The sequence below is a fragment of the Parabacteroides sp. ASF519 genome, assembly GCF_000364265.2.
GTDB classification, from domain to species: domain Bacteria; phylum Bacteroidota; class Bacteroidia; order Bacteroidales; family Tannerellaceae; genus Parabacteroides; species Parabacteroides goldsteinii.
On the sequence record NZ_AQFV02000006.1, the window covers coordinates 6,384,254 to 6,409,631 of the forward strand.

The following is a 25,378-nucleotide window of genomic DNA, read 5'->3' on the forward strand; positions in this document are numbered from 1 at the left end:
GTTTTTAACCTACTTCTGGGATTGGACCATCATCACGGCTGATTTTAACTTTATAGCCAAGTGCTTCCAGCTCTTTCTTCAAGTAATTTTTCCGTTTCTGCTCCATCCTTTGGTTGAGATATTCCGCACCGAGTTCCTTATACTCACAAGCCTCTTTCAGTACATGCCATACCGATTTCAGGATCGAGTGTCCTACTGCTACTAAAGCCCTCTTTTTCCCTCGACGGGCGGCTAAACGGTGATAACGTGCACTGTAAAAGGTGTTCTTGGTACGGGTGGCTGCCCACGCAGCCTCCGTGATTACGGCTTTCAACTGTTTGTTGCCATGGGTGGTTCTACCACTTTTTTTTTACCTGCGCTCTCGTTATTGCCTGGACAGACACCGGCCCACGAAGCCAGGTGCTTTTCGGTTGGAAAGGCTTCCATATCCACACCTATCTCTGCTATCAGGTCTTCAACCGTTTTCCGGCTAAGTCCGGGGATCTTCTGCAAGAGTTCCATCACATTCTCATAAGGAGATAAAACCTCTTTTATACGGCAGGTAAGGTCAGCTATGATGGCTTTCGTCTGTTCCATATCTTTACGGATGGTCTGCAACATATAGATGTGATGCGGTTCTATAAAGCCTTCACAAGCCTGATAAAGAAGTTCCGGACTGGCTTCAAGTTTTTTATGATAGATGCAAGTTATGTCATCCATTGTTACATGACCCTTATCGATCAACATATCTATCAGCTTGTTCGCCACGACTCCGTCCAGGCTGCACACCACGCTGGAAAGTTTGATGTTACAATCTTCCAGGATACGAACAATACGGTTTTTCTCAGAAGATACATGCTGGATCAACTTGTTACGGTAACGGGTTAAATCACGAAGCTCACGTTGTTCACGCTCCGGGATATAACTCGGTTTCAACAAACCTGCTAAAAGCAGTTTGCAAATCCAGGCACTATCCTTTTTATCCGTTTTGTGCCCGGGAACATACTTGATGTGCCGTGCGTTCACGATCCAGACTTTCATATCTGGACATTCAAGAATCTTATAAACCGGCTTCCAGTAAACACCGGTACTTTCCATGGCTACATGCGTAATGCCACTGGATAATAACCATTCTTTTAATTCTGTCAAAGAACTACTGAAGGTCTTGTAACTGCGGGTTTCAGTTTTGAGACCTTCGCCACTTATCGTAGCAACTACCATGTCCTTGTGGACATCTATTCCACAACCCCGGAGGATGACTTGTTCAAAAGGTACTGTTTTCATTGCATTCGTTTTTTCGAGTGAATGACACTAAAGTAAACAATACCCCCCTATTTACATTCTCTTGGACGAAATTTATTTCATGGATGTTTCATGATTACACCATTTTTAAATTTAACAATTTATTATTGATAAGAGACAGGAGGATAATTTTCCTCCTGCCATCCTTTTGAATTTATTTACCAACCCGAAGTCTGTTCAATATTCGGATTTGAGTTCAATTCATCTTGCGGGAGAGGCCATGCATCGTATTTCGGGAATGTACATGTACGGTTTTCCAATCTCACATAATTGTTTGTCTTTGGGTTATAAGCGCCTAAAGCCGGACCATTCATGGTTTCGTTGCCAATACCCCAACGACGAATATCCCAATAACGCTTACCCTCAAATGTAAATTCGACACGGCGTTCACGACGATACAGTTCACGCACTTTTTCCTGCGTATTGTAAACCGCCTTGTTCATATTCGGCATACCGGCACGGTTACGAATCATATTGATGTATTTTTCAACATCTGCATTCTGCCATTCACCGGTTTCAACCAAACATTCTACATAGTCGAGCAATACTTCGGCATAACGATAGTAAGGATAGATCAAAGAACCACCGGAAGGGTGGGAACGATCTTCTTCATCCAAGAATTTCTTTAAAATATATCCTGTTTTTACTGCACCAACTGTACCCACATTGTTTGCTCCACCATCTTCAAACGGCTTATATTCGAAACCAGAGATAGAAGTATTATCATTCGGCACGATAACAGTTGCATACAAACGTGGGTCACGAGGTTTGCATAACGGGTCGTGTTCAAACTTCGTGCGTTCGTCTGCAGGCAGATCTTTCAAAGCGACGCCTTCGGCTGTTTCATACTCGTCAACCAACGATTTCAACACGCCGGCAGCTCCCTGACCACTCAAACTCTGAGGAGCGTTACGGAACCAGGCTTCTGAAGCACCACTACCTTTGTAGATGATGAATTCCTTATTCTTATGACCGACATAAGTAAACATACCACTATAATGTCTTCCGACATCATCCTTACTCATATCCGGATCATAATACAATTCATATCCCATACCTCCACTTTTGGCTTCCTCATTAAGTGTAAAGAACTTTTTACAAGCCTCTTTCGCCACATCATATCTTTTAAACTGAAGATTCGCATCAATCTTCAACATCAAAGCATATGAGCGGCACATACGAGAACGTCGACTGTCATCAAATACCCAAGGGAATACATCTTTGTCAGTGATAGCGATAACCTCATCCAAATCTTTATTGATGAAATCGAGTACCTCGTCCACGCTGTTTCTTCCCTTATAGATCTCAGTACCGTTCAACGATTTGTCTACAATTGGAATACCATCGTGATACCCATAATACATCAACAGACGCATGTGATGCCAAGCCCGCCATGTCTTAGCTTCCGCTATCATACGTTCGCGCTCTTTTTCATCAATGAAATATGCGCTATTTACATGCTCCAAAAAGCGGTTACAACGACGGATACGCTTATAGAAATCAGACCAAAAATCACTCATATAACCACCGGTTGTAGCTGTAGCAGTACCATTTCCTATTTGAGCGATCTCTCCTTTGAAGTTTCCTGCCCAATGCATATTGTCCGTCATACCTTCCATGTGCATCAAAGCCATATAAGGAGGATCGTAATAATAAGAACCACCGGGCCAGACACTACACGCACCTAAAGCACTGTTACATTCATCTTGCGTTTTCCAGAAATCCTCATCCGTGATTCCTGTCGGGTGGTCGTTTGTCAGAAAGTCTTCACAACCACAAAGTAAAAAAGAGGAGGCTAACACAGCCAACATCTTTTTATTTAATACATTATTTAATTTCATGACGTATATTCCTGTTTTAGAAGTTCAAATTAAGACCAAAAGAATACGTTTTCACCATTGGGTAAGAACTCATCTGCCCCTTTCCTTCCGGGTCGATCAAATCGTCCTCTGCAAAAGTGAACGGGTTTTGCGCATTGACATACACACGGATACTCTGGATACCCATCTTCTTCAAAGCCAACTGGTCGAATGTATAACCCAATTGGATATACTTGATACGACAATAGCTTGAATTGAAACGCCAGAAATCGGATTGGTGGTGGTTGTTGCCGTAGGAAGCATTCGGAGCCAAACGCGGATAACGTGCACCGGTATTGGTCGGTGTCCAATAATCCGTCTGGGCAGTGATTGGTGTCAAACCATCCCCTGTAATATCCAATCCATATGAGAACGGAGCTGTATAATAAGATTCCGAGCCGCTTACGCCCTGGAACAAGGTTTCAAAACTCCACTTCTTCCAATTCAACGAAATGTTGGCAAAATAGTTCAACTTCGGTTGGTCGTCACCACGGATTACACGGTCATCTGCTGTAATAGATCCATCCTTGTTGGTATCGATATAATGGATATCACCCGGCTGTTGCCCGTCATAGATAACCACTCCATCCTTCGGAATCCAATTTCCGCTGGCATCTTTCGTGAAGTCACTTTCCTGCAACAATCCATCGGAAGGATAAACATAATAGCTGTTCAAAGCATATCCTTCTGTATGGATACGGGTACCGTTGTCATACGGGCCACCAAACAAATCTTCGATTTCATTTTCATTATGGCTCAGACCGCCATGGATGTTAAATGAGAAATCTTTCGTCAATTGCTTTCCGTAATTTACATCCAACTCCCAACCACGGTTTCTCAGTTTACCGGAGTTTAGTAGAACTCTCTTGTCACTACCCAAAAACGTACCACCAATAAAAGATGTTGGCGGTGCAAGAATCAAATCGGTAGTCAACTTGTTGTAATAGTCGAACGTGATGTCCAAATCTTTAAACAAAGTCATATCGAAACCGACATCCAACATACGAACCGTTTCCCAAGTCAGATCCGGATTACCGAATACCGTTTCAGTACCGTCACCTGAACTAATCAAGTTCTGGTATTTGTACAAGCCTATGTTTTCATTACCCAACATACCATAAGATCCCCTAATCTTCATGTGGTTGACAAATGACAAATTCTTCATGAAGTTTTCCTCCGACACGTTCCAACCGGCACCGATAAAGGGGAACACACCATATTTATGCCCTTTTCCGAAACGAGAAGATCCATCACGACGAACCGTACCTTCCAACAAATAACGGTCGTTGAATGTATAGTTGGCCTTGGCAAACAAAGAAACCATTGACCACTGGTCCCAGTCTCCACTATTGGTTAGCTCTTGGTTATAACCACCCAATACGAATAAACGATGTTTATCCTTTTCAAACGTGTATTCAGCCGTACCACCTAAATAGTAATAAGAACTACGGTCTTTAGAAGCATTGTTGATAGCACCCCATGTTTGCAAGAACACATCCGTCTCGTAATCGAAGAAGTTATAAGCACGGCGTTTTTCTGTTTTGGCCGTACTGCTGACACGATAAGAATATTGTCCACGGACGATCAACTTCGGAATGATTTCCCAACGAGGAGCGATATTGATGCTTACGTTGTCCTCCAGGGCTTTGAATTCACCACCCTGTTCAATCATAGCCGCCGGGTTACGCTGCTCCGGTCGGTTACCATAAAAGACAACATCGCGCCCCTCTTTCATCGGATAAACTGACATGACATTAGACGGCGTGCGATAAATAAACTCCAGAATCTTGCTGGCATGTTCATCACCACGGTACATCGGTTCATACCGATTCGTACGGTACGCATTGAAGTCCATGTTTACCGACAGATTATCCAACAAGTTGACCGACGTATTGGCACGAATATTCAAACGGTCTGATTTTGCTTTTTCTATCAAACCTTGGTTCTTCAACCAGTTAACATTCAAAGCAAAACGGGCTAAGTTACTACCGCCGGATATACCGACAGAGTGGTTTTGGATGAAACCGTTCTTAAACATATAATCCGCCCAGTCCATATTCGGATACTTGATCGGATCTGTTTGGTTACGAGTAGCATCGATAGCCTCTTGTGAATAAGTCGGGTCGCCACCAATATTTTGCTGTGCAATATTGGTCATTTCCATAAAAGTAGCGCCATCTACAAATTTGGGCAAATAAGTAGCTTTTTGAACACCGACATATCCATTATAGCTAACATTTACCTTACCCGGCATACCACGTTTGGTCTTTACCACGATGACACCATTGGCTGCACGAGCACCATACATGGCGGCAGCAGCAGCGTCCTTCAAGACGGTCATACTCTCAATGGTATTCGGGTCAAGATTATTCATATCCATCGGGATACCATCCACCAACACCAACGGGTCGTTGTTTGTGTTAAGAGAAGAGATACCACGAATCTTGATCACGGCATTGTCGGCACCCGGAAGACCTGTGCTTTGCGATACATTTAAACCGGTGATACCTCCCTGTAAGGATTGGGAAATAGAAGTAATGGGCTTCGTTGTCAGATTAGCCGCTACGTTCAATGTAGATACAGCGGAAACGGAATTCAAACGTTTTTCTTCTGACATACCAGTTACGATTACTTCATCCAGTTCTTCTGAGTCGGCCACCATAGCGACAGACAAGTTACTGATTTGACGGGATACAACGTATTCGTAATCTTTAAAGCCAATGTATTTAAACACCAATATATCTCCTCTTTTGGCTTTGATACTGAAATAACCGTTTCCATCGGTAATCGTACCCAATGTTGTACCTTTAATGATTACATTCACACCAGGCAATGACATAGGCGGTTCCACGTTTTCCATGACCTGCCCCTGGATAGTCCATTCACGGTCGTCAGTAATCTCATCAACCCCTAGTTGATTACCCGAGAATGTATTCTCTACTGTAATATCGCCCCCAGCAAATCCAACAGGTGAACCGGCAGCCCATAAACTAGGTCCTCCTCCTATCAAAGCACTGCTTAACGAAACAAATAAAAGCGAACGCTTTAAAACTTTTTGATTAGATAACAGATAAAAACCTGTGTTCTTCATAATGTTATTATTAATAGTTGATTAAATTCATTTTCTGTTTGTAGCAAAGGGTCATAATTTATCCGTAGATTAACAACTGTTCTTATAACCCTGTTTGAACTGTGATAATTTTTACTTTCTCCTAATAGCCCTCCTTTCTTTAATTTAGATTAACATTACTGAGGGCGAAATTACAGTTACCACAAAATTCAATAGGAACAAATCAGATTTAACAGAAGATAATATTGTACTTGAAGGGATAAAAATTGTTTTTTATAGGGATAAGATTGTACCAATCCAATCACAAACAAATGATTAACAACACATTAATAAAATACACAATAATACTATAGTCCTAGGAGAACTATGTTAATATGGGCAAATATAACGTATTTTTATTCATTTTTCTAATAATACCCTATAGTTCTATCTAAAAGACGTGATATAAACATGTTATAGATTGTATATATTATATAACATATATGTACAAATAAACTTTAGGTTATATCTGGAGTAGTTATAAAGAAAAACAAGCCTTTTCCAAGACGACTATCCATAGGAATAAACTTATTGACTGGTCTGAAAAATGAATTTTGATAACATAGTTCTCCTAGTACTAAGGCTCAAAAATTATAAAGATGATACGAATTACAAATTTGATAATATTATCAATCCTTTTCTTTGTTTTCCAGGTAAGCGGAATAAACTTTCCAGACTTTTGGTTTGAACACATAACAATAGCCGATGGATTATCCCAAAACTATATTACAGATATTAAACAGGATAAGGACAGACTCATTTGGATCGGCACTAAAAACGGACTCAATAAATACGATGGCTACAAAATGACCATATACAATCATATACAAAATGATTCGACATCAATTCCTAATAATTACATCTCCTACATATATCAGGACTCTAAAGACAATCTTTGGATCGGAACAAATACAGGCCTATGCAAATACATTTCGGAAAAAAACTGTTTCGAACAATTCAACTTCGAAACCACGGATAGCCCACATTCCAACTACAACATCTCCTCTCTTTTTGAGGACAGAAATAATACTTTATGGATCGGAACAGAAGAAGGGTGTCTGATTTCATTCGACCTAAACACAGAAGGACTCAAAATATATAGAGCTTCTCAGGGAATCAAGGCTATTGAGCAGGACAAAAGTTCTTTACTGATAAGAGGAAGAAATAAGGGTATCATACACTTCGATCCTATCGAAGAAACCTTTTATCAAACTGCAATCGACTCAACATTCAATTCTGAGACAGTCACAACCATTGCTACTGATCCAAAAGGAAATTTTTGGATAGGTACACAAAGTCACGGCTTTTATCTATACGGGAAAAACCTTAACAAACTATCCGGACAGACCATTCTGGACATTCATTTTTATAAAGATACTTTTGCCTTGTTAGGAACCGAAGAAGATGGTCTTGCTTGCTACAATATATATACTGACGAATTTCAATATATAAACAATACACACAAAAATGTAAATCTCAATTCGGAAGGAATCACTTCATTATATGTAGATTCCACACAAACAATATGGATAGGAACGATCAATGGTGGAATAAATAAATTTGATCCGAACCGGAACAGGTTTGTACACTTGTCGCTTTCACCCAAGTATAATACGCCTTCTACTATCCATTGTGTTTTTGCATTGGAGACATTGGATAATCAATCAATATTAGCCGGATTAAATACAAAAGGAGTCTATTCGCTGGATAGCAGAACTTATAAAATTGACAATACTGCTATAAACCAAATAGCCCCTCAACTAAGCGAAACAACAATCAATACCATTCTGAAAGATAGCCGGGGTTTATTGTGGCTGGGCACTTACAAAAAATCGCTAATCATATCCGGTCCCAGAAACTTAACCGAACCAATAAACAAACTAATAGAAAAGAGTTTACCCCCGTCAAGCTCAATCAAATATTTGTATGAAGATTCTCAACACAGAATATGGATAGGAACAGATAACAGCGGACTGTTCTGCTACGATCCCAAATTGCACACTCTTCCCGGGAATACGAAAGAACTAAAAAAATACATTTATCCCAATCTGATAACCTCTGTTATTGAAGACGACAATCACCAGCTCTGGGTAGCAACAAACTGTGGACTATATTTATACGATCCGGAAGAGGATTCTTTTACAAGAAATTTTCTCGCCAACCAAGAACAACCCTATTCACTGGCAAACACTATTATCCCGATCTGCCCAATCCAGGATACGCTTTGGCTTGGAACACGGCAAGGGCTCATCAAATATTCACACAAAGAACAAAAACATCGAATATTTCAGGTGGAAGACGGACTGCCAAGCGAAAGTATCAAAGGCTTATTGCATGACGAACCGAATAATAAACTCTGGATATCGACCGATCGCGGACTCAGTTGCCTGAATCTGTCTTCTTACCAATTCATAAACTTCGGACTAAAAGATGGAATTGTCGGAACTGAATTCAATGATATGAGTTTCGAAAAAGGTACCGACGGAACTTTCTTCTTTGGTTGTGTAGACGGAATATACTGTTTCCGTCCGGATCAAATAAAAATGAATCCTTATGCCCCTGGGGTTATCATTACTCACTACCGGTTATATGATGATTCCCCCCAAAATAAAACAAATGGGGATATATCACGTATCCCTGTCCCTTCAAACAAAGAGATAACAATCCCATTTAAACAGTCTATTTTCAGTATAGACTTCGTTGCACTCAATTATACAAACACACCTAAAAACCAATACGCCTATAAATTAGAAAATTACGACAATAACTGGCACTATGTCGGGACACAACACATGGCAACCTATACGAATTTAAATCCCGGCACTTATCTGTTCCGGGTTAAAGCCTCCAACAACGACGGTGTCTGGAACGAAAAAGGAGCCTCTCTGAAAATAACGATACTTCCTCCCTGGTGGCGAACAACATGGGCTTATTTTATCTATACAATAATAATCGGAGGTATTATTTTTATTTCAATCAGAATTTATACCAATCGGTTGAAAATGCAAAATCAGCTTAACAGGGAACAGTTCGAACGGGCACAACTCGAAAAACTAAACCGATTAAAATCGCAGTTTTTTTCCAATATCACCCACGAATTCAGAACGCCATTAACGCTTATTATCAGCCCTCTGGAAGCCATAAGTAATACTAAAGGCAGAGTTTCCCTCCGGGAGAATTATCTCACTACGATAAAAAATAATGCTTATAAACTATTGGATCTGGTGAACAGGCTTCTGGATTTTTCAAAAGTAGAGTCCGGTTGCTTCACCTTTAATCCGATTAATATAGACATTATATCTTCCATTAAACACGGTGTTGCATACTTCCAGCCTTTAGCCGGAGAGAAAAATATTACACTCATCTTTCATGCCGACAAAGATGATTTTGTCTGCTCTATCGATCCCAATATTATAGAAAAAATACTATACAATTTAATTTCAAACGCCATAAAATATACTCCTGAAAATGGGACAGTAGAAGTTTGTGTTACACTGGAAAAAGGTAATTTATTAAGCCTCTCGGTAAAAGACACAGGGAAAGGAATTCCCGTTAATAAGCAAAAGGTTATATTCGATCGCTTCTACCAGTTAGACAGAGATATACCTAATGGTACCGGTATCGGCCTGTCATTAGTGAAGAGTCTGGTAGAGTTACATCATGGAAGTATCGATATGGAAAGCGAAGTGAATAAAGGTACAATGTTCACCATTCACATCCCTTATAAAAATGCAACAACAAATGAAGTAATAATTATCCCGACAGGTGAGAAGAACAATCGGCCTAATAAAGAAAAAGACCGGGCATATCTAACGAAAATGCTGAACGAACAGGATATTCAGGAAACCAATTCAAGTTTCCCAACCATATTGATAGCAGAAGACAACCATGATCTCCGGGAATTTATTAAGAGTATTCTGAATAATAAGTATAACGTAATAGAAGCGGAAAATGGAGCCATAGCACTGGATATAGCGCGAAAAGACAGTCCGGATATTATTATTTCCGATATTCTGATGCCAGAAATGGATGGAAAGCAACTTTGTGTACAAATCAAACAGGACATACAAACTTGCCACATCCCTTTCATTATGATAACAGCTTTGAGTTCGGAAACCGACCAGATAGAAGGCTTAACAGTCGGTGCTGATGATTATATCACCAAACCGTTCAATCCGGAAATTTTAAAAACAAAAATCAAGAACGTATTAAAAAGTAGGGAGCTTATATCCCGCCGCTATGCAACATTGTCCGCTCTAGAACCGGAAGAATTTGTAACAGAAGATAAAGATGCAACCTTTCTACTGGAAATCATCGAATTCATAAAAGCAAATGTATCCAATCCGGATTTAAAAGTAGATGACCTATCTAAAAATGCAGGCATGAGCCGAAGTCCATTTTTCAAAAAGCTAAAAAATCTTACCGGAAAAACTCCAAACGATTTCATTCGTGACATCCGTTTAAACCAAGCAGCCAAACTTTTATTGAAAAGTGATTTAAACATCACTGAAATTGCTTATCAAACAGGATTCACTTCTCCGAAGTATTTCAGGGAATGTTTCAAAAAACAATTTGGAGAATCCCCCAGCCAATATATTGAAAACAAAAAAAGCCTCCCCGGGAAATAACCTGGGAGACTTTTTCTGATATTGATTTTAAGCTCGTAACTATTCAGCGAACCGTAACCCTTTCAGCTTATCCCATGCACCACGGGTAAAGTCCGGGATTTCGACCGGGGCGCCTCCATTCTTCACGGATGTTTCCGTCAGTTCGGTCAGGCAGGACCATTCGGCTGCATCATATACATCCTGATCCAGCGGCAAACCGTTACGCAGACAGTAAATAAGGCGATAATCCATAATAAAGTCCATACCGCCATGGCCTCCTACTTTCCGGGCTTTTTCTCCGACCTCTTTAGTTATCGGATGTTCATACAAAGCCATGATAGAATCCATTTGCACCTTACTCAGGAATTCGTGTGCTTCAGGCTCCAGCGCAATACCTTCTACGGGATATTTCTGGGCAAAACCTTTCGTTCCGCTAACAACATGATGGCGGTCGTACGGACGTGGACTGGTTACATCATGCTGAATCAGAATAGTCTTTCCTTTCTCCGTCTGAATCAATGTGGTATTCATGTCACCTACTTTATAGGTCTGTTTGGCTTCTTTCGAATCGGCTCCGAAAGTTTCTTTGGCATATTCAGTCATCCCGACCTGTTTAGTGGACATGGATACCAGATAATTCATTTTATCCCCTCTGTGAATATTCATAATCTGACAGATCGGCCCCAATCCATGGGTCGGATACGGATTTCCGGTATGTTCCTCGTTATATTTCAAACGCCACATTCCCTGATAACCGCCCTTTTCACTCGGATAGAAATTCAATGAACGCAAGTCATGGATGTAAGCCCCCTCCCCATGGATCACCTCACCGAATACACCCTGTTGAGCCATATTCAAGGTAGCCATTTCAAAGAAGTCATAACAACAGTTTTCAAGCATCATACAGTGCTTACGAGTCTTTTCTGCCGTATTAACCAACTGCCAGCATTCATCGATCGACATGGCAGCAGGAACTTCTACAGCCACATGTTTGCCATGCTCCATCGCATAAACAGCCATAGGAGTATGTTTCAACCAGTCTGTGCAAATATAAACCAGGTCGATGTCATCCCGTTCACAGATCTTTTTCCAGTCTTCCGAACCGGTATATTCATCGGCAGCGGGTAGTTTTTTATCCGTCAACGTTTTTTGCGCACTTTTCACGTAATCACTATTCAGGTCACAAAGAGCTTTCACCTCTACCCCTTCCAGGAAAGTAGAACGATAAACGGCTCCGCTTCCACGCATACCCAGACCAATATACGCAATACGTACTGTCGGGATAGGATAGCAAGACAAGTTCAAAACATCTACCTGCCCGGCAGGACGTTCTGGAGCTGGTGTCGGAATCATTTTAACCTGCGCCACCGACTGATTACAGGTAAAACCGGCTAATACAGCCAGTAAAAACAATGAATAAACAATTCTTCTCATAAGTATTTTAAATATATAAAGTGCGAATAAGTTAAGAAAAGCGGGCCATCCTTCATACCGGATGGCCCGGAACTAAGGTTAATTAATACCCTGGATTCTGATCGTCTTTCAGAAGCGGGTTCAAGTCCATTGCATTTTGAGGTATAGGCATCAGAAGGATACGGTCGTTCCATCTCTTTTCGATCAGTTTATATCCGTTCGGAGCATATGTAATTCCATTCATAGCCTTCTGCCCATAGGCCGAACCATAACGGCGGATATCATCATAACGATGTCCTTCGCCGGCCAGTTCTATACGGCGTTCATTACGTACAAATTCCAATGCTGCATCTTTTGAAGGCATGGTAGCCGGCACATTCGGCATTCCGCAACGGTCACGCAGATCATTCAATGCAGCTTGCACTTCACCATCCCAACCAGAATTGACAATACGGGCTTCAGCGAAAGTGAGTAACACTTCGGCATAACGGATGACAGGATAATCATCAGAACTGTTATAATCGTTATATGGACTCAATGCCACCATTTTACGATAGCTATATCCGCTCCATGACTCATTTCCGTCCAGTCCGGCTTTAGTCGGATCCCATCTGTAATAGAACGTGCCGCCTTTAAAGTCAGTTTCGTGCCAACCCTTGAACGGGAACTGGATAGAAGCATACAAACGGCTGTCACGGTTACGGAACTCCTGCATATAAGCAAATTTTGTAAGATCCATAGTCGGAACCTTTGCTATATAGGCTGCCTGGTCCAAACCATCCACCTCAGCATTAATCACCTCGAAATTTGTTTTACGAGTTTCCATCGGGATCAACGAACGGACTGTCTTGCCATCAATATCCCAATAGGCATCCACCAGGTCCTGCATCGGTTCGAATGAAGAGTATCCTGATCCCATCTGGCTGGGACGGATATACGTATAACGCGCCCAGTCATTGTTATTATCGTCATTCATGTATTCGCGGGTCTGGATATACTCAGGATTGGAAGGAGAAGCATTGTCATGATGCCAAAGCGCTTCATAGCTGAACAGTCCTTTTGCAAATTTGTCCTTATCGATACCCTTTGCTTCAAAATCAATGAACTGACCTAATTCTTCCGCTTCTTTTCGCTGTGCTTCATTCAAAGACGTCACACGGAACAATGAATGGTGTCCCTCTTTAATAATGGTGTTAGCCGAAGCCTCGGCCTCCGTGTAATTACCGAAATACAGTGCGGCACGTGCACGCAAAGCCAAAGCGGCGGCACGTGTGATACGCCCGGTTTCCTCTGTATAACCACCGTTGTATTTGTCCGGCAGGACAGCAGCGATAGCAGCCAGTTCATCCAGGATAAAAGACTGCACTTTATCGACCGGGTCACGCGGAACGTTCGGAGCATCATATTCCATCACCGTTGTTACGACCGGCACTTTTCCGAATTTAGTTGTCAGATCCAGATAAGCTTGGGCACGGAAAAAACGAGCTTCCGCCTTCATCCTTTCTTTCAGGGTTTCGTCCATTTCACAGTTATCCACCTTCTCCAGGAAGTTGTTTACAATACGAACCGTACTGAAATTATATCCACGGTCTTCCGCCGTACTCAGTTCACTTTGCTGGATAGATTCGTACGGGCCTTCCCAGGGTTTATGGCTATGGGCATTATCCGTACACATCTCATCCCAGATATCAAAACCGTTACCTTGTGCATAACAAGCATTCAAACCGTACCATGCATCTTTCTCCGATGTCCAGAAACTTTCTGCCGATATATCGGATGGCGGAATCACGTCCAAATCACAAGCTGTAAAAGAGGCAGTTATCAAGCCAAACACTGCCCATTTCTTTATATTTAGATTTACCATTACTCTTACTTAATTTTAAATTATTGAATCGATTAAAAAGATACGTTCACGCCGAAAGCAACCGACTTGGTTCCTAACGAACCGATACCACGTCCGGAAGAGGCTTCAGGATCGAAATCTTTCATCACATGATCGGCACGCAATGTAAACAGGTTTTCACCGGTCAGGAAAAATTTCAAAGAAGACATTCCCCATTTGGAAATGAGATTAGACGGAACACGATAGCCCAGAGAAATAGTCTTGATACGGAAATAGTCTGCATCAAACAATTGGTAATCTGAGAAATACTGATTATAATCATCCAGACTGTGTCCGCCATAAATACGGGGATAAACAGCACGCGGATTCGGATTCTCCTCCGTCCAGCGTCCCAGATGGAACTTACGCGGGTTTGAGTTCAACATAAAAGCAGAAACCTGTTCAGATTCAAAACCAGCCATTGTTCCGGATACACCTTGTCCAAAAATAGAAAGCTCGAAGTCTTTATATTGCAGATTCAAATTAATACCATATGTAAAGTCAGGCACATCTTTACCAATAATCGTACGATCTTCTCCGTTAATGGCACTACCCCATTCTACATTCTCGCGTTGCGGAACATACTTGATATCACCGGCTTTCGGTTTACGACCGTAAGTATAATAATGACCGGCATCGATCTCCTCCTGTGTATACAACCCGTCTGTTTTCAATCCGAAGAAAGAACCGATCGACTCGCCTTCACGCAGGATATAACGTATCTTGTCACCTCCATTCTGGATAATATCATCAGATTCACCCATGTCTTTGATCTCATTATGGTTGGTTGCAATATTGGCACTTACCATATAAGAGAAATCACCGAACGATTTGCGATGCGTCAAAGCCAACTCAAAACCACTGTTACGCACCTTGGCAATATTTTGCGAAGGGTTAGACCAGATACCCGTTTCTAACGGCACATTGTAACTCAGTAAGATATCACTGGTATTCTTCACATAGTAATCAGCAGTTAAACTCAGTAGTCCGTTGAAGATATCGAAGTCGACACCTATATCGGTCAAGGCAACCGTTTCCCAACCTAATTTCTCGTTTGCCGGTTTCGATTCCAATACTCCCTTTACCGCTTCATTATCGAAGTTATAATCTGCACCATTATTATACAGCTGGAAATAATCGTAATTACCTACGTTATTAATATTACCCAACGTACCCCATGATGCACGGATTTTCAGGTTATTGATCCAATCGATCTGCTGCATGAAATTTTCCTGGTTGATACGCCATCCGGCAGAGAAAGACGGGAAAATTCCCCAACGGTTATCTTTATGGAAACGGGAGGAAGCATCCGCACGCAGATTTGCTTCAAACAGATAACGATCCAGCAGGCTATAATTCAAACGACCGAAATAAGAAAGGATCTTATATTCTCTCAGCGGCGTACCATACGAATTCTGGTCCGGTTGATCTTTGCTGATCTCTCCACCGGTCGTCATATCTTCCAGATCATCCGTTACAAAATCTTTCCATTTTGCATAAAGACGTTCATATTTATAATGTTCGTACGAGGTACCGGCCAGTATACCGATATTATGTACTTTATTCGACCAGTCGTAGCGGGCTGTCAATGTATACATGGTTCGGTTTTCACTCTGCCAGAACATATTCATTTCATTTGTATACACACCGGTTCCAGGGATTTCAGCACCTGTTTCAAAATTCTTTACATTATCCTGCAAAGCGGTATACCCTCTTGATTTACTTTCCCATCCTTTGAATGCACCTTGTCCGGAGATCACCAAGCCTTTAACAGGTTTAAGATCGAATCCCAGATCGATCATTGTATTATCGGTCTTACCGTCCGACCAATTATTCTTGCTCAGGGCACGCAACGGATTACCGTTCATAAACGACTGGGTAGCCGCTTTTCCTCCGGCAATGGAACCCCATTCACCGTTCGACTGCTGCGCAACCATCGTAGAAGGTACCATCAGGAAATTTCCGATCGAAGCAACTCCATGTTCCGTTTTATTAGTACTACGGATAAACTTCACGCCCGATTTCAATGTCAGCCATTTTGTTACATCGGCAGCCACATTGATATCCAGATTATAACGCTGTGAGCTTTGTCCCGGCATGAACTTATCATCATACAGATACCCCAATCCGGAGAAGAAACGTACTTTATCGCTACCACCGCTAAAGTTCAACGAATGCTGTGTGGTAACCACCGGATTATCGAGCACCAGGTCCGCCCATTTCGTATTCGGATAATAATCCGGTTTCGAACCGTCCCGGAACCATTTGATCTCATCTTCCGAATAAGCGGCATTTTTACCATTGCTTGCATCACGATTATAGAATGCTTCGTTCAACAAGGTTGCATAATCCCATGAATCGAGTACGTCCGGCAGATAAGTCGGCATCTTCATTCCGACATAGCCGCTGTAAGAAACATTCATCTTTTCTTTCTGACCGCGTTTAGTTGTAACCAATACTACACCATAAGCGGCACGTGAACCGTAAATTGCAGAAGAAGAGGCATCTTTCAGGAAAGAGATAGTCTCAATACTGTTCGGATCCAGGTTTGAAAACAAGTCGGCATCAGCAATCGCACCATCGATCACATATAAGGGAGAAGAAGTACCCAGGTTACCGCGACCACGGAAATTGATTGAAGGTGTCGAACCCGGACGGGAAATAACCGTTACACCGGGAACCGTACCCTGGACAGCGGCCAACACATTTGTCTGTACACGGTCTTTGATTTCTTCAGAACTGATCGCAGCTACCGAGCCGGTCAGGTTCACTTTCTTTTGTGTACCATAACCTACAACCACTACTTCATCCAGTAATTCAGAATCTTCTTCTAAAATAACATTAACCGAAGTCTGACCATCTTTCAATGTAATATTTTTTGTTGTATAGCCAATATAAGAGATAAGCACGTGCTTATCTCTTCCTGACACTGTCAGGACAAAATTACCATCAAAATCGGTTACAGTTCCGTTTGTCGTACCGGCTTCCACCACGCTGGCCCCGATAACAGGCTCGCCATGCGCATCTTTCACGACACCTTTGATCGTAACACTTTTCTGCTGCTGCGTCGTATTCACTGACGATGTACGTGCAATCCCCCCTTCAGATGATTTTGAAACCACGATCTGATTATTTACAATACGGTAAACGTATCCTGTATTCTTGAACATATGGTTCAATACTACATCCAGAGAAGCATCGGTAACATCGATTGAAATCTTCTTACCCAGATTAATCTGGTCATCATTATAAAAGAAAGTATAGCCGCTCTCTTTCTCTATTTCTGCAATCACAGACGACAGAGGTGCGTTACTTTTCTTCATGGTAATTTGATAGACTTGTGCAAAAGCCGAAATAGGAACCAGGCCTATCGCACCTACCAGAAACAACTGTGTGATCTGCTTTCTGAATTGCTTACAGAACACATCTTTCAACAAAATAACTCGTTTGTTCATATTAATAATTAGATAAAATAAATATGCGTTTTTTCTTTCTCTTTATCAGCCAGTATTCCTACTGTCTCTCATTATCCGGTTTGTTTGTTTTTCATATATCCCTGATTTAAGTTTAACATAATTATTTATTAACTTTCTCATACAAGACAAAGCTGTCTCCTTTTTTACGATAAGCAACCGGAGAACTCTTGGATATGATATCCAGCAAAAGTTCCAACGATTCATCATGAATAGAAAAGGTAAAACTATATTTACCGGCCAGTTCAGACGGACATTTTATACTTATGCCATACCAGCTTTCCAGACGGGGAAGGATCATTCCCAACTTTTCATTTTTGAAATTTGGCCTCCCTTCCCTGCGCCAGGATGAATACTGATCGGCATTTACTTGCATGATTTCGGCTTTTCCGCCCATCACATAAGCCAGTTTTTCATCAGGCTTAACCAGTAAGACATCACCTTTCTCCCGCTCTTTCTTTGTGCTTACTTCGACCGCCCCCTCTGCCAGAATCATTTCCGCATAAGAAAGGGAGTCAACACAAAAGACTTCGAAAGCAGTCCCCAATGCCTTTATATCCATACTTTTTGTTTTCACAATGAAAGGGTGTTCCGGATCATGGTGTACCTCAAAAAAAGCCTGCCCGGACAAAGAGACTTCCCGTCTTTCTCCGTCAAACGACTCCGGATAAGTTAATCTTCCGCCGGCATTCAACGACACATGGCTACCATCCGGCAGATAGAACGACTCCATCGACTGCCGGCCGGCACTTACCACATAAATAGTTTTCTCTTTTGTCCCGCTTTGTCCTATCAACCAGGAGCCAACCGAAATAAGCAGAGCCAGAGAGGCCGCTACCGCATATTTCATCCAATAGTCCCGACGGGTATTATAAGGATGTATCTTCCGCATAACCCGGCCCAGCACCCGCTCTTTAGCCACAGGACTAAGAAACGAATCTCCCGGTTCATTCCACTGTTCTTTCAAATGGCGTAAAACAGGTTCCCGACCGGCCAGAAATTCTTTTTCCTTATCAGTCAGTCCGCCTGCCAGGGCCTTTTTTATAATATCTTCTTCTTTCATTTCCTTCATATCTAACACTAAATACTCCAAATTCAGAGTTATCCCCCAAAAGAATATCAAACTTTTTTTATTTTAACAAAACCGACTCTCTCTCAAAGAGACTTTTGCTATTCTTCAATTCTTTTCTATCTTTGCAATAATCAATAAAGAAGCTAAATTGGATAATCAAACACTAATACTGGCATTAAAAAACGGTAGCGAGGAGGCCTTTACTTCTTTGTATCACAAGTATTGCGATAAAGTCTACAAGTTTTGCAGACTCTATTACACAAACGATTCTACCACCGAGGAAGTAGTACAGGAAGTATTTATCAAATTATGGGATATACGCAGTTATGTAAATGAAAATGAAAATCTGGAAGGATTACTGTTCATCATCACCCGGAATATGATTTTCAGCAATTCAAAGAAAAATTTCAACGAAACTTTCTATAAAATGTCTATCCTTGCAGCTTACGACAAGGCTTATGATATAGAAGAGGAATTGCATGCAAAAGATCTGCGGATTTATATTGAACGGCTGGTAAACGAATTGCCGCCCAGGCAAAAGGAGGTCTTTTACCTGAGCCGCCATGAACAACTTAGCTATAAAGAAATTGCCGAAAGACTCGATATTACCCCAAAGACAGTGGAAAGACACATCAATGAAGCGTTGAAATATCTGAAAAAGAATATTTACTTCCTGCAATTATTCCTTGCAGCATAGCAAGTTATTTCCCTATCATCTCCTTCAATTGCACCGGTTTATCCGTAGTGATAAAATCGACATTCTTTGCAATGAACGATTCCATTACAGCCGGATCGTCCACCGTCCACACATTGATAGTCAGGCCAGCATCTTTGGCTTCCTGAATCCACTCGGGATGTTTGTCAAATACTTTATAATGATAATCCAGGCCGGAAAAACCTAATGTCTTCAGGTCTGCCGGTGAAACTTCTCCACGAAGATAAGAAACCTGGGCACTCGGGGCACGGCGGATCAACTCCTTACAAATATTCATACTGAAAGAGATGTATTCCACCTGGTCTTCCATCTGGTATTTCTGCACCAGATAAAGAATAGTTGCAACCGCTTTATCTTCATTCACGACTCGTTTATGAGGTTTGATTTCAAGAATAAGCTGAGTTCCCTGATTTTTCTTTCCCTGTATCAGGTATTCTTCCAAAGTCGGTAACGTTTCTCCGTTTTTCAACTTCAGGTCTTTCAGTTGTTCATAGAGAGAAGTTTCTATACAAAAACCCTGAATACTGTCATCATGATTAACAACCGGAATGCCATCAGCCGTTATAGACACATCGAATTCAGAGCCATACGCTCCAACCTCATGAGCCTTGTTCAAAGCCGTAACCGAGTTCTGAGCAGAACCTTCACAATCCCAATACCCACGGTGGGCAATCACTTTTGTCTGGGAATAAACGCTACTTGCACATAAGAACAGGACAAGCAGCATAGTAAACATTGATCTTTTCTTCATCTTATCGAATATTATGTATTAGAATCCGTAGCAAACAACATTGTATAACGAAGGTGTAAACTTACTGAATCTGATTGGATTCTAAAAACTTCAACCATAAAAAAGTGCACCGAAAGAGTTATTCACTCTTAAGATGCACCTTTCAATATCATTAGATTTATCTGTTACTTTTTGTTTTCTTCAATCCACTTGCGTGCATTTACGAAACCTTCGATCCACGGAGTCACTTCGTCACCCTTACGATCGGCAGGATAATGACCGCACTGCCACGGGAACAAGGCACGTTCCAGGTGAGGCATCATAGCCAGGTGGCGTCCATCATGCGAGCAAACACCGGCAACCGACCAGGGCGAACCGTTCGGGTTGGCAGGATAACCTTCATAGTTATATTTAAGTGCGATATGATATTCCTTCTCTTCGTACGGGAACCAGAATTTTCCTTCTCCGTGCGTGATCCAGATACCCAGCTTCTGACCGCTCATCGGACCGAACATGACTGAATGATTCTTCGGAATTTCCACAGAGATGAAGTTTGATTCCAACTTGTGAGAATCGTTATGCAACATCTTATGTTTCTTTTCATGTTCCGGATAAACCACTCCCAGCTCTGCCATCAACTGGCAACCGTTACAGATACCCAGACTCAGTGTGTCAGGACGTGCATAGAAGTTATCCAATGCTTTCTTAGCCTTTTCGTTGTACAAGAAACCACCGGCCCATCCTTTGGCAGAACCCAACACGTCAGAGTTGGAGAAACCACCACAGAACACGATCATATTCACATCTTCCAATGTTTCGCGTCCCGAAGCCAGGTCGGTCATGTGAACGTCTTTCACATCGAAACCGGCCAGATACAACGCGTAAGAAGTCTCACGTTCACACTGGCAACCCTTTTCACGGATTACAGCAGCACGGATACCACTCTTACCTTTACGGTCGGGAGTCAGACCGTAATCAGCCAGCTTACCGGTGAAGTTCTTACCGTACTTAAATTCCAGCGGCTGCATCTTATAGTTTTCGAAACGGTTGCCTGCGCATACGCTACCGCTCTGCTTGATATCCAGCTTGTAAGACGATTCGTACCATACGTCACGCATATAGTCGATACCGAAATGATATTGAACACCTTCTTTTTCCACCAGGATATGACGTTCGTCGGTCGGTTTGGCAATAACCGCACAACCAACACCAGCTTCTTCCATCAATTTCTCGAAAACCTTCTTGTCTTTCACCTGAACCAGGATACCCGGATTTTCAGCAAACAGGATCTTCACAATGTCTGTTTCAGACAGCTTATCCAGATTGACTTCCAGACCGCCTTCTACATTTGCGAAACACATTTCAAGCAAGGTTGTGATCATACCACCGGCAGAAATATCGTGTCCGGCAAGGATCAGGCCCTTTTCGATAGCATCCTGAACTGCATTGAAAGCATCAGCGAAATATTCGCTATCCTTTACAGTCGGCACTTCATCACCCAACTTGTTCAAAGTCTGTGCAAAAGCGGAACCGCCCAGCTTCATCGTATCGAACGAGAAGTCTATATAATATATGTAAGAGTTCTTTTCGTGAGCCAATACCGGAGAAACAATCTTACGGATATCGCTTACCTCAGCACCGGCAGAAATAATTACCGTACCCGGAGCAATCACCTTATCGTCGCCATATTTCTGTGTCATCGACAAAGAGTCTTTACCTGTCGGGATATTGATACCCAGTTCGCAAGCAAAATCGGAAGCGGCCTGAACAGCAGTATACAGACGAGCATCTTCCCCTTCGTTACGGCACGGCCACATCCAGTTGGCACTCAAAGAAACACCTGTCAGCTTATCTGCCAACGGAGCAAAGACGATGTTCGTCAACGATTCGGCAATAGCCATAACAGAACCGGCAGCCGGATCAACCATTGCCACCTGCGGAGCATGACCGATAGAGGTCGCGATACCAGCTTTTCCACGGTAATCCAATGCTACGGCACCCAGGTCACTCAACGGCAACTGCAATTCACCCTGACACTGCTGACGGGCGATCTTACCTGTTACGGAACGGTCCACCTTATTGGTCAACCAGTCCTTACATGCCACAGCTTCCAACTGAAGTACGTTTTCCAGATAATGATGCAGTTCCGATTCTTTGTAAACGACCGGAGCATATGTTTCTTCCACCGTATGATCCTTCATGATCGTTCTGGGCGGTTTACCGAACATATATTCCAACTTGATATCGATAGGCTTCACACCGTCAGCCTGCTCGAATACAAATTTCATATCGTTAGTCGTTTCACCAACCACATACATCGGAGAACGTTCACGGTCAGCGATACGTCTTACGCGGGCCACATCTTCTTCTTTCATCAGCAAGCCCATACGTTCCTGGCTTTCGTTACCTACGATTTCTTTAGCAGAAAGCGTCGGGTCACCGACAGGCAACTGGCTCATATCGATATGTCCGCCTGTAGCTTCCACCAATTCCGACAGACAGTTCAGGTGACCGCCTGCACCATGGTCATGGATAGAAACAACCGGGTTATTATCCGATTCGGCAATGGCACGAATCACATTCGATACACGTTTCTGCATTTCCGGATTAGCACGCTGCACGGCATTCAGTTCGATACCGCTGGTGTACTGCCCCGTGTTTACAGAAGAAACAGCACCACCGCCCATACCGATACGATAGTTGTCACCACCCAGCAACACCACCTTTTCACCCGGTTGAGGATCACCCTTCAAAGCATCGCGCATATTGGCATAACCGACACCGCCTGCCAACATGATTACCTTATCGTAAGCATATTTTTTATTGTTTTCTTCATGCTCGAAAGTCAGCACCGAACCGCAGATCAGCGGCTGACCGAACTTGTTTCCAAAATCGGAAGCACCGTTTGAAGCCTTGATCAGAATTTGTTCCGGCGTCTGATACAACCAGGGACGCGGATCAAGCACCTTTTCCCATTCACGGGCACCTTCCGTACGCGGATAAGCAGTCATGTAAACGGCTGTACCGGCAATAGGCAAAGAAGACTTACCTCCGCCCAGACGGTCACGGATCTCACCACCGGATCCGGTTGCTGCCCCGTTGAACGGTTCAACCGTTGTCGGGAAGTTGTGTGTTTCAGCTTTCAGCGAGATAACCGATTTGATTTCTTTTACCTCATAAAAGTCAGGTTTGTCACCGCTTGCCGGAGCAAACTGTTCGATCATCGGCCCTTCGTTGAAAGCCACATTATCTTTGTAGGCAGAAACCAACTTGTTCGGGTTTTCTGCCGAAGTTTTCTTAATCAGATTGAAAAGAGAACTTTCTTTCTCTTCTCCGTCGATAACGAATGTACCGCCGAAGATTTTATGACGGCAGTGTTCCGAGTTTACCTGTGCAAAACCGTACACTTCGCTGTCGGTCAGCTTACGTTCCAGCTTCTGGCTTACTTCATTGAGGTAAGAAACCTCTTCGTCGCTCAAAGCCAATCCTTCTTTTTTGTTGTAAGCTGCAATATCCTCGATATAAACAATCGGATCCGGTTGTTTACTGATTGTGAAGATATCCTGGTTCAGGCCGTTGTAGATACGTTGCAACATCGGGTCGTGATCAGCTTCACCGGAAGAAACTGGGAAGTATTCTTCGATACGTGAGATACCGCTCAAGCCCATGTTCTGAGTGATTTCCACAGCATTGGTACTCCACGGGGTAATCATTTCCCGGCGCGGACCAACATACCATCCATCCAATGTTTCGGATTGGAGTGGAGCGGCTTCACTAAACAACCAAACGAGCTTTTGAACATCTTCAGGAGAGAAAGCATGTGCCGCCTCAACAGCCAGCACCGTCTTTGTTGGAGATTGAAAGAATAGAATCATATCGTCGATTTATTAAGATATTCCAATAACAGACTGCAAAGATAGTAAATATGTAGCAGATAAGAATATCCATCTTTACATTTTAGATTTAAAGTCCTTCTCATTTATTAACTCTACAACCTTTTCTAACACCTCATCTCTACCTTCCTGAATTTCTTTTTTAGTTCTCCATAAACACCACCACCGGATTGTCATCCGGCGAAATCGATTTCAGGAAATTGAGATTCGGATTGGAAGATATTCCATTTTCATCTATATAATCGCAAATATCTCCTGCATTCAAAACTCCCAGACAAGTTCCGTCATCACAAATCGTAGATATCCAAACAGGCATTAAACCGTTGATATCATCAATCGGGCCATTTTCACATAAATAGTAAGAACTTTCTCCTGCTTGTTTATTATAAACACATAATTGTCCTACTCCATTCATATGATAACGAAAAGCTATATTTACATCATTTTCATATATAAAATAAGGTGATATCGCTTCCTTATGTCTGTCATAACGTTCTTTATAGGGCACAGAACGGGATGTTATATTTAAAATATATTCAGCCTTCAACTGATTTTTACTAACTTGATAAACCGTATCTATAAACATTTCTTTAAAATAAAGATTATCTTTATATCTATACGTAAGCCCATCACCCGTATCAAGAATATACATTTTTGTTTCTACGAAATGATGATTAGGAAACTCTTTTTTTACATTTCCGTTATGATCAAACAAAACTATTCTTTTCTTCTCCCGTCCACTTCTATTCGCAAAAAAAGCACAAAAAGTCGTTAAGTCCAATGGTACTACAAATTGAGGAGAGACACCTGTCGACAACGGGACTTTCATTTTACCAACATATTTACCATCCAGCCCGTACTTAACCCGAATCCCTTCAACACCCTGAAAATAGAGGAGCCCATCATACGGATTATAAAAATTCTCATAAAATGAAAAGACAGCTTCCGGATCATCGCCTTTATGCCCTATTCTCCGTATAAATTTTCCATCTTTAGCACTAAACAAACAACAGCTATCGTAATCCCAGGCAAGTATATAATCTTGTATCTTCTGCACATGGATATAAGAAAGTAAACAATCATCTGTCGTTTCCAGAGGAACATACCTTACTTTACGGAACAATTTACTCATTTGCGCAGTCTGTTTAGGAGTGTGTGCAGGTAAATCGATCTTGGGTATTTTTTCATTACTAAATGAACAAAGTACCACAACAGTCAACAAAAAGAGTTTCACGTATTTCATAATTAATCAAGATTTAAGCGACAGAAACGTGTTGTTTCAAAGTTTCGGGTACAATTTACTGATTAATTTTATCTTAACAAGAAATAGCGTCCAAGAAATTA

Annotated in this window: 13 protein-coding genes; 2 read left to right on the plus strand and 11 right to left on the minus strand. The window is 42.0% G+C overall.

Features of this window, described 5'->3' with window-relative positions:
- Positions 1-4: 4 nt before the first annotated feature.
- From C825_RS25765 to C825_RS25780, 4 genes are all read right to left on the minus strand, one after another.
- Positions 5-313, minus strand: a complete 309-nt coding sequence (locus C825_RS25765) for a hypothetical protein (protein ID WP_007657317.1) — start codon at positions 311-313, stop codon at positions 5-7.
- Positions 310-1,263, minus strand: a complete 954-nt coding sequence (locus C825_RS25770; protein WP_010800681.1) for an IS110 family RNA-guided transposase — start codon at positions 1,261-1,263, stop codon at positions 310-312. The genes C825_RS25765 and C825_RS25770 overlap by 4 nt, the downstream gene beginning before the upstream one ends.
- A 176-nt stretch (positions 1,264-1,439) precedes the next feature.
- Positions 1,440-3,122: a RagB/SusD family nutrient uptake outer membrane protein gene (locus C825_RS25775; protein ID WP_009859758.1), complete on the minus strand. Its 1,683-nt coding sequence runs from the start codon at positions 3,120-3,122 to the stop codon at positions 1,440-1,442.
- A gap of 16 nt (positions 3,123-3,138) precedes the next feature.
- Positions 3,139-6,231, minus strand: a complete 3,093-nt coding sequence (locus C825_RS25780) for a SusC/RagA family TonB-linked outer membrane protein (RefSeq protein ID WP_010800682.1) — start codon at positions 6,229-6,231, stop codon at positions 3,139-3,141.
- Between the two features lie 617 nt (positions 6,232-6,848).
- Here C825_RS25780 and C825_RS25785 point away from each other — a divergent pair.
- Complete coding sequence (locus C825_RS25785; protein WP_010800683.1) at positions 6,849-10,877, plus strand: hybrid sensor histidine kinase/response regulator transcription factor; 4,029 nt, start codon at positions 6,849-6,851, stop codon at positions 10,875-10,877.
- Between the two features lie 39 nt (positions 10,878-10,916).
- On the opposite strand, the gene C825_RS25790 is transcribed toward C825_RS25785, so the two are convergent.
- The 4 genes from C825_RS25790 to C825_RS25805 form a co-directional block, all read right to left on the minus strand.
- Complete coding sequence (locus C825_RS25790; RefSeq protein WP_010800684.1) at positions 10,917-12,290, minus strand: Gfo/Idh/MocA family protein; 1,374 nt, start codon at positions 12,288-12,290, stop codon at positions 10,917-10,919.
- A gap of 82 nt (positions 12,291-12,372) precedes the next feature.
- Positions 12,373-14,133, minus strand: coding sequence for a RagB/SusD family nutrient uptake outer membrane protein (locus tag C825_RS25795; protein WP_010800685.1), 1,761 nt, complete (start codon positions 14,131-14,133; stop codon positions 12,373-12,375).
- 32 nt (positions 14,134-14,165) lie between these two features.
- Positions 14,166-17,606, minus strand: a complete 3,441-nt coding sequence (locus C825_RS25800; protein ID WP_010800686.1) for a TonB-dependent receptor — start codon at positions 17,604-17,606, stop codon at positions 14,166-14,168.
- 121 nt (positions 17,607-17,727) lie between these two features.
- On the minus strand, positions 17,728-18,696 hold the full coding sequence (locus C825_RS25805) for a FecR family protein (RefSeq protein ID WP_044215148.1): 969 nt from the start codon (positions 18,694-18,696) through the stop codon (positions 17,728-17,730).
- 148 nt (positions 18,697-18,844) lie between these two features.
- Here C825_RS25805 and C825_RS25810 point away from each other — a divergent pair, with 148 nt between their 5' ends.
- A complete protein-coding gene (locus C825_RS25810) occupies positions 18,845-19,393 on the plus strand; it encodes an RNA polymerase sigma-70 factor (protein WP_009859765.1) in 549 nt (182 codons plus the stop codon).
- A 4-nt stretch (positions 19,394-19,397) separates the two neighbouring features.
- Here C825_RS25810 and C825_RS25815 read toward each other — a convergent pair whose 3' ends face one another.
- The 3 genes from C825_RS25815 to C825_RS25825 all read right to left on the minus strand — a co-directional run bounded on the left by C825_RS25815 (position 19,398) and on the right by C825_RS25825 (position 25,277).
- Positions 19,398-20,162 (minus strand): glycerophosphodiester phosphodiesterase family protein, encoded by a 765-nt coding sequence (locus C825_RS25815; RefSeq protein ID WP_010800688.1) that lies wholly within the window; start codon positions 20,160-20,162, stop codon positions 19,398-19,400.
- A gap of 164 nt (positions 20,163-20,326) precedes the next feature.
- Positions 20,327-24,016 carry a phosphoribosylformylglycinamidine synthase gene (gene purL / locus C825_RS25820; RefSeq protein ID WP_010800689.1) on the minus strand — a complete coding sequence of 1,230 codons (3,690 nt, stop codon included), beginning with the start codon at positions 24,014-24,016 and terminating at the stop codon, positions 20,327-20,329.
- Between the two features lie 160 nt (positions 24,017-24,176).
- Positions 24,177-25,277 (minus strand): DUF4934 domain-containing protein, encoded by a 1,101-nt coding sequence (locus tag C825_RS25825; RefSeq protein ID WP_010800690.1) that lies wholly within the window; start codon positions 25,275-25,277, stop codon positions 24,177-24,179.
- Between the last annotated feature and the right edge of the window lie 101 nt (positions 25,278-25,378).

Bases quoted from the DNA above. Each gene is read 5' to 3' on its own strand.
- C825_RS25770 (WP_010800681.1), bottom strand. From the start codon at position 1,263: ATGAAAACAGTACCTTTTGAACAAGTCATCCTCCGGGGTTGTGGAATA.
- C825_RS25775 (WP_009859758.1), bottom strand. From the start codon at position 3,122: ATGAAATTAAATAATGTATTAAATAAAAAGATGTTGGCTGTGTTAGCC.
- C825_RS25780 (WP_010800682.1), bottom strand. From the start codon at position 6,231: ATGAAGAACACAGGTTTTTATCTGTTATCTAATCAAAAAGTTTTAAAG.
- C825_RS25785 (WP_010800683.1), top strand. From the start codon at position 6,849: ATGATACGAATTACAAATTTGATAATATTATCAATCCTTTTCTTTGTT.
- C825_RS25790 (WP_010800684.1), bottom strand. From the start codon at position 12,290: ATGAGAAGAATTGTTTATTCATTGTTTTTACTGGCTGTATTAGCCGGT.
- C825_RS25795 (WP_010800685.1), bottom strand. From the start codon at position 14,133: ATGGTAAATCTAAATATAAAGAAATGGGCAGTGTTTGGCTTGATAACT.
- C825_RS25800 (WP_010800686.1), bottom strand. From the start codon at position 17,606: ATGAACAAACGAGTTATTTTGTTGAAAGATGTGTTCTGTAAGCAATTC.
- C825_RS25805 (WP_044215148.1), bottom strand. From the start codon at position 18,696: ATGAAGGAAATGAAAGAAGAAGATATTATAAAAAAGGCCCTGGCAGGC.
- C825_RS25815 (WP_010800688.1), bottom strand. From the start codon at position 20,162: ATGAAGAAAAGATCAATGTTTACTATGCTGCTTGTCCTGTTCTTATGT.
- purL (WP_010800689.1), bottom strand. From the start codon at position 24,016: ATGATTCTATTCTTTCAATCTCCAACAAAGACGGTGCTGGCTGTTGAG.
- C825_RS25825 (WP_010800690.1), bottom strand. From the start codon at position 25,277: ATGAAATACGTGAAACTCTTTTTGTTGACTGTTGTGGTACTTTGTTCA.